We start from the raw sequence: 11320 nt of genomic DNA on the forward strand, positions 1-11320 counted from the left end.
TCGGCGGCGGGGCGCGGCCCACCGGCGGCGATAAAGCATCCCGCCCGAGGAAAGGGGCCGCGCTCCCGCCGCAGCCTCCCCGCCATCCCACCCCGCACAACTTCTGCAAACCTCAGTAGGGGACTCCGTGTCCGAGGCTCCGCTGCTCGGATCGCGCGGGAGGGCTGGGACCATGGGTGTGCTGTCCGCACATTCGCAGATCGTCTGAAGTGGTGCCGCCGTGAGCCCTGTTCCTCCTGCCTCTTCGGTGCTTCACCCGATGCCCGAACAGCCGCGCGTGGTGCTCCTGAAACCGCTGGTGACATCCCCGCTGATCGAGGTCGGCGAGTACTCCTACTACGACGATCCGGACGAGCCGACCTCTTTTGAGACTCGCAACGTGCTCTACCACTACGGTCCGGAGAGACTGGTCATCGGGAGGTTCTGTGCGCTGGGCACCGGGGTGCGGTTCATCATGAACGGCGCCAACCACCGCATGGACGGACCCTCAACGTTTCCCTTCCCCGTCATGGGCGGTGCCTGGGCCGAGCACTTCGACCTCATCACCGGCCTGCCCGGCCGCGGGGACACCGTGGTCGGCAACGACGTCTGGGTCGGCTACCGCGCCATGGTCATGCCCGGAGTCCGGATCGGTCACGGCGCGATCATCGCCTCGGGCGCCGTCGTCGTCGACGACGTCCCCGACTACGGCGTCGTCGGCGGCAACCCGGCCAAACTCATCCGCACCCGCTACAGCGAGCCGGACATCACCCGCCTTCTCGCCCTGGCCTGGTGGGACTGGCCGGTCGAGCACCTCACCCGGCACCTGCGGACCGTCATGTCCGGCAGCATCGCCGACCTCGAAGCCGCAGCCCCGCCCGCTCGGTGACATCCCGATTCGCCCGTCACCCGATGAGTAAGCCTGCCCTGCCGCCCCGGTGACGGCCCCGCGGGTTGCTCCAGAGGGATCCGGGGGACAATCGCACCATGACAGAGCGCAAGCCGCCCGGTGTCAGCTTCGAGACGTGGGTGGACAGGCAGATCCGCGAGGCGACGGAGCGCGGCGAGTTCGACAACCTGCCGGGCGCCGGCAAGCCCATCCCCGAACTGGACGAGCCCTACGACGAGTCGTGGTGGGTCAAGCGGAAGCTGCGCCGCGAGAACGTGTCCCTCCTGCCGCCGACGCTCGCCCTGCGCAAGGAGGCCGAGGACGCGCTCGCCGCGGCGTCGCGGGCCGGATCAGAGGCCGAGGTGCGGCGGATCGTGGCCGACGTCAACGACAGGATCACGGAGATGCTCAAGAGGCCGACCTCGGGCCCTCCGCTCAACCTGATGCCCTTCGACGTCGAACGCGTCGTCAGCGAGTGGCGCGAGCGGCACTCCGGCTAGGACGGTCCGGTCCCCGATTCCACCCCCGTTCCAGTAGGGCTTTTAGCCGCCTCTTATGCGAGTGGTGAACATAGGAGGCGTGGGCATCCCTCTCGTCGCCTCGGAGCGACACGACCACGGCGGCCGGCCACTGGAGATCCTCCACTACCCGGACCGCTCGTTGATCCTGCTCGGCGGGATTCCCGGAGCCGGGAAGAGCACCCTGCTGAACCGGCTCTACGGGCTGACGGGTTCGGAGACCGACACCGTGCGCACCGGCGGGGGCGTGCGCGTCGTGGACTCCCAGCAGTCGCGCAACCGGCTCACCCCGTGGCTGCGCCGACTGCCCTACCCCGCGTGGCGCTGGGTCGTGCACGTCCTGCACTATCTGCGGGTCGCCACGGCGCTGCGCAGCGGCGACCCCGTCATCGTGCACGAGACCGGAACCCGGCGGATCGTGCGCGTCCTGCTGGGGACGTACTGCCGGCTGGTGGGCGTGCCGGTCCACCTGGTGCTGATCGACGCGGACCCCTGGGAGGCCCGGCGCGGCCAGATCGCCAGGGGCCGGATGGTCACCTCCCGGAGCTTCCGCACGCACGAGCGCCGTTGGCGCAGACTGATCGGCGCCTGCACGCGCGGTCCCGGGCGCGCCATGCCCGGCGCGCGCTCCCTGGTCGTGCTGGACCGCCGCAGGGCCGGACGCCTGGGCGGCATCCGTTTCGGCGGCTCCGGCGCGCCGGTGCCGCAGGGCCCGGCTCTGCGCGTGCTGACCTGCCCCGGCCTCTACGGCGCGGCGCTGCTCGCTCCCCTGTAGCGGGCCCCGCGGCGGGGACCGTGACCGAACCCATGGCCGCCCGCACCGGCCCATGGCGGGGACACCCGCCGGCCGGTGGGACAATGACCAGGTGAATTTGCTGGTCAACGTCGCAGTGTTCGGAATCGCCGGTGCCGTCATGATGGGGGCGCTCATCGGCCTGTTGTTGGTGTTCTCGGAGCGTACGATCGGTGTCGGCGTCCAGATCCTGTTCGGTGCGATGTCGGCCGTGATCCTCGTGGCGCTGCCCGCGATGGCCGCAGCGGGCACGTTCGACGCCGGTGCGGGCTTCGGTCAGGCGTTCCTGGCCGCCTTCTGCGTCGTCACCGTCGTCTACGCCGCCAACATCGCCCTGCTGCCGCTGGTCGCCCAACGCGCCGCCGCCCGCAGGGGCGCCGGGCCGACCCGGCTGCGGCTGTCGCCGACCACGCTGGCCGGCGGCCTGGTGGTGTGCGCCGTGCTCGGTCTGATCGGCGCGGCCCTGGGCACCGTCCTCAGCTGATTCCCCGGGCGGCCTCCAGCTCCCGCACTCGGGGGATCACCCGGGCCAGCGCGTCCCGGAACGGGCCGTGGGTGGCCACGTAGCCGAAGCCGAAGCGGTCGCGGTCGGCGACCAGCTCGGCGGCGATCTCGTCGACCGTGCCCACGAGGATGTACGGACTGTCCAGGACGTCGCGGGCCGTCTCCAGGCCCACGCCGGCGTACTTCTCGGCCGTCTCGGCGGCGGTCCGCTCCGCGTCGTCGGTGATCAGCACCGCGTGGACCAGCACGCTGAACTCCAGGCTCCCGGCGCGCGCCCCCGCCCGCCGCCTGACGAGCTCCACCCGTCGCAGCGTCTCCTCGGCACCGGCAACCACGAGCGCCCCGGGTCCGGCCGCACGCCGTTGGCGCAGGCCGCTGAAGCCGACGATGTCGGCGCGCTCCGCCGCGAGCGCGAGGATCCGTTCGCCGTGCCCGCCGACGAGCAGGGGCGGACGCCGGTCCGCGCCGGGCAGCGGGCGCGGGCCGTCCCCGGTGAAGAGGCGGTCGAGTTCGGTGATGCCGCGCTCCAGCCGGTCGACCCGTTCGGGGTGGCCGCGCCACGGGATCCCGGCGCTCTCGAACTCCGATCTCATGTAGCCGCAGCCCAGGCCGAGTTCCAGCCGTCCGCCGGAGAGGCGGTCCACGGTGGCCGCCTCGCGCGCCGGCATCGCGGGGTTCCAGAACTCGTTGTTGGCGACGTAGGTGCCCAGCCGCGTCCGCGTGGTCACGGCGGCGGCCGCCGCCAGCATCGCGAACGGTGCGGGCGCGCCGAGGTGGTCGGGGGCGAGGATGACGTCGAAGCCCATCTCCTCGGAGGTGCGGCAGAACCCGGTCCACCCGTCGCCCGTGGCGTCGCTGTAGTTGATCCCGAACCGGAATTTCGTCATGGGCACGAGCCAACCCGATACGCCGCCGCGGGGCCAAGCGGTTATGCCACCGGCAGAGGGGGCGGCCCCGTGCGCCCCGCGGCGGTCCCGAGCCCGGCTAGCTCTGCTCCTTCGCCCTTCGCTCCAGGGACTGCAGGTAGGCGTTGTAGGCGTCCATGTCGGCGTCGTCGGAGCCGTCCCGGCGGCTGTGCCGCTCGCGGCGGCGCTCGGTGCGCTCCTCGTCGCGCGACCACTGCACGATCAGCGCGATCAGCACCATCAGGGTGGGGACCTCCCCGATCGCCCAGGCCACGCCGCCCCCGGCGTACTGGTCCTCGGCGACGCTGTCGAGCCAGGGCACCTCGAACTGGCCGTAGTACTCCATGCCCAGCGGGGCCGACTGCATCATGATCGAGATGCCGAAGAAGGCGTGCAGGCCCATGGTCAGCAGCAGCAGCACGATGCGCAGCAGGTGGTGGACCTTGCGCGGCGCCGGGTCCACGCCGACCATGATCCAGTAGAACAGGAAGCCCGTGACCAGGAAGTGCACGTTCATGATCAGGTGACCCAGATGGTCGGTCATGAGCGTGCCGAACAGCGGGGTGAAGTACAGCGCGTAGGTGCTGACCACGAACAGCGGCGTGGCGAATCCCGGATGCGTGACGACGTGGGAGAAGCGGCTGTTCAGGAACACGGTGAGCCACTCGCGCGGGCCCCGGTCGCCGCGCCGGACCGCGGGCTTGAGCGCGCGCAGCGCCAGCGTCACCGGGGCGCCCAGCACCAGCAGGATCGGCGTCATCATGGACAGCACCATGTGCTGCACCATGTGCGTGCTGAACAGCACCATCGAGTAGGTCCCGACCCCGCTGAGCAGCATCGCCACGATGCTGAGCAGCCCGGCGAACCAGGCCGCGGTGCGGCCCCAGGGCCAGGGGTCGCCGCGTCGGGCCAGCCGTACGATCCCGCCGATGTAGAGGCCGCCCAGCACGGCCACGAGCAGGATGAAGAACAGGTCGGGCCGCCACAGCGTGAGCAGCGTCGTGGCGCTCATCGGCGGGGGCATGGGGAAGCCGAGCAGTTCGGTGACGGGATCGAAGGTGCCGTCCAGCGGCGGCGGGGGCGCGGTGCGGCTGAGCGCGGAGGCCAGCCCCATGACCGCGGCCATGATGACGACCTCGACGGCGATGAGGCGCGCGAACAGGACCCGGGTGCCGCCTTCGGTCATCCGGGCGACGGTGCGGCGGCGGTGCAGCCAGCCGAGGCAGCCCAAGGCGATGAACAGCACGGATTTGGCGACCATGATCAGGCCGTAGGAGCTGGTGAACAGCTCGCTGACCGAGTACAGCCGGGCCGCGGCGCTGGCGACGCCGCTGACGGCGACGCCGATGTAGGCCCACAGCGCGACCCGGCTGAACCGCTGGGCGGCCACGGGCACGTGCTCGCCCCCGGCCCGCAGGGCGTGGTGGGTCAGGGCGGCCAGTCCGCCGACCCACACCGAGACGGCCAGGACGTGCAGCGCGAGTCCGGTGACCGCGAGCTCGTGGTTGGGGGAGGACGCGGAGTGGCCGGTGAGCGCCGGGGGCACCAGGCCGACGAGGGTGAGGCCGAGCAGCCCGAACGCCCCGGCCGCCGAGCCGGTGGTGCGGCCGAGCAGTGCGACGGCCGTGGCCAGCAGGATGACCAGCATCAGCGCGACGCCTTGGGAGACCGAGCCGGCGTAGCTGGTGAGCTGGTCGCCGATGACCTCCATCGGCGGCAGCCCGAGGACGTCGGAGAGCTGGAAGACCAGTGTCGCCCCGGCCGCCACGGCCCAGACCAGCGCGATCCAGGAGGCGGCGCGCACGTAGGACTGGGCCTGGTCGCTCAGCACGCCCCGGTCGGAGGGCAGCAGGACGACCGCGAGGAGCAGCACGCCGAGGGTGAGGGCGCCGGCGATGTCCATCGTGGTCTTGGCGACCGGAAGGCCCCAGCGCGTCAACGCTCCCGCGTCGGGCAGGCCGGGGATGATCTGGGCCGTCACGGCCCCACCGGCCACCAGCGCGATGATCAGCGCGATGAGGCAGGCGGCGACGGCCGCGGCGGCCACCTGGACGACGGATTCGATGCCGCCGCCCTGGCGCCGGGGGTCACTCTCGCGGGTACCGGGGGAAGCCACGCGTGCCGCTCCGTAGGTGTCGGGGTCGCTGCTGTCGGAGGTGGCGCCGCATCACCGCCACGGCGGTACCCGCGCCGACGGCCAGCCCGAGACAGCCCCACAGCCAGGGGGCGAGTTCGGCGGCCGCCGCCCCGAAGAGCAGGCGCAGCACGTCCGGCGTGGACATCACCTCAAGGGTCAAGAGTAGACGAACTACTACAACGTGTCGGACACGTGCCCGGGCCGGTCCGCGTTGAAACGGGCGCGCGCCCGGCGGATATCCCGGAAAAGCCCGCGGGCCAAGGGCCCACCGGGGAAAATGGGGGTCCGCGGCGGGCCGGGGGACGTCGGCGAGCGCGGCCGCCGGGAGGCGGCGGCCCCGCTGCGGTCATGGAGGGAGCCAGGTGCGTCAGTTCGATCTCGTCATCCGCTCGCGGTGCACGGTCACGCCCGAGGGGACCGGCCCGGCCGCGGTCGCCGTCTCGGGAGGGCGCATCGCCGCCGTCACCGAGTACGGCGTCCCGCTGGCCTGCCTGCGCGAAACGGATCTGGGTCCCGTGGCGCTGCTGCCCGGCTGCGTCGATGTCGACGTCGCCGTCCAGGCGCCGGGGCTGTCTCCGGCGGAGGGCTACGCCCGCACGACGTGGCAGGCCGCGGCCGGCGGTGTCACCACCGTGGTGGTGGCCCCCGCACCGGCGCGCCCCGCGATCACCGGCACCGCGACGCTGGCCGCCCACCTGCGCGCCGCGAGCGGGAGCAGTTGGACCCACGTCGCCTTCCTCGGCGGGGTCACCCCGCGCAGCACGCCGGCCGACCTGGCCGACCTGCGCGCGGCCGGGGTCGCCGGCTTCGCCTGCTCGCTGTCCGACGGCGGCGCCCCCGACATCGCCGCACTGGACGACGTCCACCTGGGCAAGGCCATGGCCGAGCTGGCCGCCATGGACGCGCCCCTGCTGGTGCACGCCGAGGACGCCGCCGAGCTGTCCGACCCCGCCCTGCCCGGCAACGACGCGCTCCTGGCGGCCCGCCCGCCGCGCGCCGAGCGCCGCGGCCTGGAGCGGGTCATCGCGGCGGCCCGCATGACCGGCGCGCGGGCGCACGTCGCGCCGTTGGCGGCCGCCGAGTGCGCGGCGATCCTGGCCGCGGTCCGCTCGATGGGCGTGCCGGTGAGCGCGCAGACCTGCCCGCACTACCTGTGCCTGCCCGCCGAGAGCGTGCCCGACGCCGACCCCGCCTACCGCTGCCGGCCGCCCATCCGCTCCGACGCCAACCGCGGCGCGCTGTGGAGCGCGCTGCTGGACGAATCGGGCGACGTCGTCGCCTCGGTGGGGTCGGGGCACCGGCCCGGCACGGGCGTCGGCGCGATCCGGTGGACGCTGCCGGCGCTGTGGACCGCCGCCCGGCGGCGCGGCCGGGACCTGGCCGATGTGAGCCGGTGGACGGCCGAGCGCCCGGCCGAGGTGGTGGGGTTGCGTGCCAAGGGGCGCATCGCCGTCGGCTGCGACGCCGACCTGGTGGCCTTCGACGCCGAGGCCTCCCAGCCGGTCCCGCAGGACGAGGGCGGCCCCTACGCCGGGCGGCTGCTGCGGGGCCGGGTGACCGGCACGTGGGTCTGCGGCCGCGCGGTGCCGCGGGAGCCGGACGGCATCCGCCCCTTGCCGCACTCCGTGCACGGCGGCCCCCTGCTGTCCGCCGGCACCTGAGACGCGCGGCGGGGCTTTTACACGCTGTCAAGAAGATCGCGTTTTCGCAGCCACACTGCAGGGGGACCAGAGGCTTTTCCGCATTTCACAGTGGGGAGGTATCAAAGGAGATGCGAGGAGGAACCGTGCGCGTCGGCGTGCCCAGAGAAGTCAAGAACCACGAGTACCGGGTGGCCATCACCCCGGCCGGCGTCAACGAACTGGTCGCCAACGGCCACGATGTCGTCATCGAACGCGATGCCGGCGCCGGGTCGTCCATCCCCGATGCGGAGTACGTCGCCGCCGGCGCCCGCATCCTGGAGACCTCGGACGACGTCTGGGCCGAGGGCGAGTTGATCCTGAAGGTCAAGGAGCCCGTCCCCGAGGAGCACCACCGGATGCGGGAGGGCCAGACCCTCTTCACCTACCTGCACCTGGCCGCCTCGCGCGAGTGCACCGACGCGCTGCTGGATCGCAAGGTCACCGGGATCGCCTACGAGACGGTGCAGCTCCCCGACCGCTCCCTGCCGCTGCTGGCCCCGATGTCGGAGGTCGCGGGGCGGCTGGCCCCGCAGGTCGGCGCCGCGACGATGCAGCGCCCGAGCGGCGGCCGCGGCGTGCTCATGGGCGGTGTCCCGGGGGTCCGCCCGGCCAAGGTCACCGTGCTGGGCGCCGGCGTCTCCGGTATGAGCGCCACCCAGATCGCCGTCGGCATGGGCGCCGACGTCACGCTGCTGGACCTCAACATCAACAAGCTGCGCCAGGCCGACGCCGTCTACCAGGGCAGGGTCAAGACGGTGGCCTCCAACGCCTTCGAGGTCGAGCAGGCGGTCCTGGAGTCCGACATGGTCATCGGCGCGGTGCTGATCCCGGGGGCCAAGGCCCCGAAGCTGGTCGGCAACGAGCTGGTGTCCCGGATGAAGCCGGGCGCCGTGCTCGTCGACATCGCCGTGGACCAGGGCGGCTGCTTCGCCGACACCCGCCCCACCACGCACGCCGACCCGACCTTCCCGGTGCACGACACGGTGTTCTACTGCGTCGCCAACATGCCGGGCGCGGTGCCCAACACCTCCACCCACGCCCTGACCAAGGACACGCTGCGCTACGCCGTGGCCCTGGCCAACAAGGGGTGGCGCCAGGCCCTGGCCGACGACCAGACGCTCGCCCTCGGCCTCAACACCTTCGACGGCGACCTGACCAACGAGGCCGTCGCCGAGGCCCACGGCCTCAAGGCCCGCACGGTCGCCGAGGCGCTGGCGTCCTGACCGGCGCCCCTGCCGCGCCGCGGTCCGGCGCCGTCCCCGGTCCGCGTGCTCCCGTCACGCATCGGCGCCCACTGTCGGGGCGCCGATGCGGGCGTCGAGGTGGGCGGTGAAGTGCGGGCACCGGCGCACCGGGTCCTCGCTGGGGCACTCGGTGCCGTGGCGCAGCAGCTCCCTGGCCCGTTCGGCCTGCTCGATCCGCCGCGTCAGCGCCTCGATCTGCGTGTGCAGCGCGCCGTGCCAGTCGGAGCCGTCGAGCATGCCGGTGACGGCGCGCAGGCCGATGCCCATCTCGGTGAGCATCCTGATCAGCGCGATGAGGCGGAGCTCGGCCCGGCCGTAGTGCCGTCGGCCCCCGATGCGCACCGCGGGCGGCAGCAGTCCGCGCTCCTCGTAGTAGCGCAGCGCCGACGCCGCGACGCCGGTGCGCCGCACGGCCTCCCCGATGGGCACCAGTTCGCCGGTGGGCGCCGAGGGCGTCGCGCCGGCCCCCGGCTCCGCGACCGGCGCCCGCACGCCCGGTACCCCCACCGGCTCCTTGACCGACTCCATGTTCGACGCCCCTCCGCTCGGCGAGTTGACTTCAAGTGTGCTTGAACACTCAGCCTGGAGCCAGGAGCCGCATCGATCAAGGAGTGCTCATGTCGCAACGACGGCTGTGGACCGGCCGCGAGCCGGGCGGGAACCCGTTCGCGCTGCCCCGGGGCGTGATCGGCCACCTCGCCGGGTGGGTGCTGGCCAGGAGCAACCGGGATCAGAACGCCGAGGTCCTGGACTTCCTCGACGTCGGAGCCGGCGAGCGCGTGCTGGAGGTGGGGCACGGCCCCGGCGTGCTCGTCGAACTCCTGGCCCGACGGCCCGATGTCACCGTCGAGGGCGTCGACCCGTCGGCGGAGATGGTGCACATGGCGCGGCGCCGCAACGCCGAAGCGGTGCGCGCCGGGCGGGTCCGGCTCCGGACGGGCGCCGCCGCGGCGACCGGCCTGGCCGCGGCGGCCGTCGACCTGGTGGTCTCGGTGAACACGGTCGCGATGTGGCCGGACCTCGCCGCCGGAGTCGCCGAGTTCCACCGGGTGCTGCGCCCCGGCGGCCGCGCGGTCATCACCTGGCACGGCGGCACCGGCCACCTGGCGCTGAGGCCAGACGAGCTCGACACGATCGAGTCGACCCTGCGCGCCGAATTCGGCGACGCGCGGCGCCACCTCCTGGAGAGGAGCGTGGTGTTCACCGCGGCCAAGGCCCCGGCGCGGCCGCCCGGACCGCGGTGAGGCCGCCGCGCCGGTGGCGGCGGCCCGGTGGTTGTGCGGGCGAAGAGGGGATAACGTCGAATGAGGGGGTCGGCTTCCTCGGCCCCGCTCTTCGTCCCTGCATCCCCGTGGCCCGGACGACCCGGAATTTGGAGGCGGAACACGCGTGTCACGCACGGAGCCGGCAACCCTGCCCCGAGTCGCGGCCGTCGACGCGACCCGGGTGCGGCTGCCGCTCGCCCACCCCAAACCCCGCAACCGCGGAATCGACGAACGGCCGCGCTTCGCCGAGCACATCCTGGTGCGGGTGGCCGACGACGCCGGTACCACCGGCTGGGGTGAGATCACGGCGGCCGACCCCGGACGCTGGCGGGCGCTGGTCGAGGACTTCGCCCCGGCGCTGCTGCGGCACGCCTGGCAGCGCCCCACCGACGTCGCCGGGGCCTGGGCCGACCTGCCGTCACTGCCGGCCGTGGAGTCCGGCCTCGACATCGCCTGCTGGGACCTGTGGAGCCGGCAGCGCGCGACCCCGCTCTCCCACGCCCTGGGCGGCACCCGCACCGCGATCACGGCCGGGGTCACGCTGGGCCGCCAACCCACATCGGAATCCCTGGTGCACGAGGTCAACCGCCAGGTCGGCAGCGGGTTCCGGCGGATCCGGCTGGAGATCGAACCGGGCTGGGACGTCGACGTGGTGCGCGCCGTCCAGGAGGCGTACCCGTTCCTGGTGCTCCAGGTCGACGCGCGCGGCCGCTACACCGAGGACCCCGCGCACCTGGAGGCGCTGCGCGCCCTCGACGACTACGGCCTGCTCGCCATCGAGCAGCCGTTCGCCGGCGGCGACCTCGCCGCGCACGCCCGCCTGCGGCGCGAACTGCGCACGCCCCTGGCGCTGGACGCCGGCATCGACTCCCTGGAGACGCTGGACGAGGCCATCCAGATGGAGGCGGGCAGCGTCCTCAACCTGCGCGTCGCCCGCATGGGCGGCCTCACCCCGGCGCGGCGGGCGCACGACCGCGCGGTGGACGCGGGCTGGCAGGTCTGGTGCGGCTCCGACCTCGAATCGGGCATCGGCCGCGCCGCCACCGTCGCGCTCGCCTCGCTGCCGGGGGTGTCGCTGCCCAGCGAGATGCCCGGCGCCGGCGGCCGCTTCACCCGCGACGTGGTCTCGCCCCCGGTCCGCGCGCACGACGGCATCACCCCGATCCCGCTCACCCAGCCGGGCCTGGGCCACACCGTGGACGAGAAGGCGGTCCGCGCGATGGCCGTGGAGACGGTGACGCTGAACGCCCCGTGAACCACGGTCTGGTGACGGTCTCCCCCGCCGCGCGACACGCGGCGGCAGGCACCTTCCGCCACTGAGTCGACACTTTCTGTCACAGTCGTCAGTGTTCTTCCCGTCCCGCCTCCGGGCGGATCTCGCTGCGGCGGTCGTGTGGCGACGGC

General features: G+C 73.4%; 11 protein-coding genes. 8 read left to right on the top strand and 3 right to left on the bottom strand.

Translation table 11 applies throughout. The annotated features are described in order from the left end of the window. Nucleotides 1–259 precede the first annotated feature (259 nt). From HDA32_RS19505 to HDA32_RS19520, 4 genes are all read left to right on the top strand, one after another. Nucleotides 260–868: a CatB-related O-acetyltransferase gene (locus HDA32_RS19505; protein WP_179644589.1), complete on the top strand. Its 609-nt coding sequence runs from the start codon at nt 260–262 to the stop codon at nt 866–868. A gap of 98 nt (nt 869–966) precedes the next feature. Continuing rightward, nucleotides 967–1368, top strand: a complete 402-nt coding sequence (locus HDA32_RS19510; protein WP_179644590.1) for a DnaJ family domain-containing protein — start codon at nt 967–969, stop codon at nt 1366–1368. Nucleotides 1369–1453: 85 nt separating this feature from the next. Next, nucleotides 1454–2161 carry an AAA family ATPase gene (locus HDA32_RS19515; RefSeq protein WP_376767022.1) on the top strand — a complete coding sequence of 236 codons (708 nt, stop codon included), beginning with the start codon at nt 1454–1456 and terminating at the stop codon, nt 2159–2161. 91 nt (nt 2162–2252) lie between these two features. Continuing rightward, nucleotides 2253–2663, top strand: a complete 411-nt coding sequence (locus HDA32_RS19520; RefSeq protein WP_312863247.1) for a hypothetical protein — start codon at nt 2253–2255, stop codon at nt 2661–2663. Here HDA32_RS19520 and HDA32_RS19525 read toward each other — a convergent pair. Further along, the gene (locus tag HDA32_RS19525) at nt 2656–3570 is read right to left on the bottom strand and encodes a TIGR03621 family F420-dependent LLM class oxidoreductase (protein WP_179644593.1); all 915 of its coding nucleotides are present in this window, start codon (nt 3568–3570) and stop codon (nt 2656–2658) included. The two genes, HDA32_RS19520 and HDA32_RS19525, sit on opposite strands and share 8 nt — an antisense overlap. Nucleotides 3571–3667: 97 nt before the next feature. Beyond that, the gene (locus HDA32_RS19530) at nt 3668–5704 is read right to left on the bottom strand and encodes a bifunctional copper resistance protein CopD/cytochrome c oxidase assembly protein (protein ID WP_179644594.1); all 2037 of its coding nucleotides are present in this window, start codon (nt 5702–5704) and stop codon (nt 3668–3670) included. Nucleotides 5705–6087: 383 nt separating this feature from the next. Between HDA32_RS19530 and HDA32_RS19535 the strand changes: the two genes are divergently transcribed. Together HDA32_RS19535 and ald are read left to right on the top strand one after the other, a co-directional pair. Continuing rightward, nucleotides 6088–7386, top strand: a complete 1299-nt coding sequence (locus HDA32_RS19535) for an amidohydrolase family protein (protein ID WP_179644595.1) — start codon at nt 6088–6090, stop codon at nt 7384–7386. 125 nt (nt 7387–7511) lie between these two features. Beyond that, nucleotides 7512–8630, top strand: a complete 1119-nt coding sequence (ald, locus tag HDA32_RS19540) for an alanine dehydrogenase (protein WP_179646805.1) — start codon at nt 7512–7514, stop codon at nt 8628–8630. Between the two features lie 54 nt (nt 8631–8684). Here ald and HDA32_RS19545 read toward each other — a convergent pair whose 3' ends face one another. Continuing rightward, the gene (locus tag HDA32_RS19545; protein WP_179644596.1) at nt 8685–9179 is read right to left on the bottom strand and encodes a MerR family transcriptional regulator; all 495 of its coding nucleotides are present in this window, start codon (nt 9177–9179) and stop codon (nt 8685–8687) included. 89 nt (nt 9180–9268) lie between these two features. Here HDA32_RS19545 and HDA32_RS19550 point away from each other — a divergent pair, with 89 nt between their 5' ends. Both HDA32_RS19550 and HDA32_RS19555 read left to right on the top strand, forming a co-directional pair. Beyond that, nucleotides 9269–9895: a class I SAM-dependent methyltransferase gene (locus HDA32_RS19550; protein ID WP_179644597.1), complete on the top strand. Its 627-nt coding sequence runs from the start codon at nt 9269–9271 to the stop codon at nt 9893–9895. Between the two features lie 145 nt (nt 9896–10040). Continuing rightward, nucleotides 10041–11171, top strand: coding sequence for an enolase C-terminal domain-like protein (locus HDA32_RS19555; protein ID WP_179644598.1), 1131 nt, complete (start codon nt 10041–10043; stop codon nt 11169–11171). The last annotated feature ends 149 nt before the right edge of the window (nt 11172–11320 follow it).

It is taken from the genome of Spinactinospora alkalitolerans (genome assembly GCF_013408795.1).
Classification (GTDB): domain Bacteria; phylum Actinomycetota; class Actinomycetes; order Streptosporangiales; family Streptosporangiaceae; genus Spinactinospora; species Spinactinospora alkalitolerans.

Excerpts from the sequence above, each read along its gene's own strand:
- HDA32_RS19545 (WP_179644596.1), bottom strand. The coding sequence starts at position 9,179 with ATGGAGTCGGTCAAGGAGCCGGTGGGGGTACCGGGCGTGCGGGCGCCG.
- HDA32_RS19510 (WP_179644590.1), top strand. The coding sequence starts at position 967 with ATGACAGAGCGCAAGCCGCCCGGTGTCAGCTTCGAGACGTGGGTGGAC.
- HDA32_RS19525 (WP_179644593.1), bottom strand. The coding sequence starts at position 3,570 with ATGACGAAATTCCGGTTCGGGATCAACTACAGCGACGCCACGGGCGAC.
- HDA32_RS19550 (WP_179644597.1), top strand. The coding sequence starts at position 9,269 with ATGTCGCAACGACGGCTGTGGACCGGCCGCGAGCCGGGCGGGAACCCG.
- HDA32_RS19505 (WP_179644589.1), top strand. The coding sequence starts at position 260 with ATGCCCGAACAGCCGCGCGTGGTGCTCCTGAAACCGCTGGTGACATCC.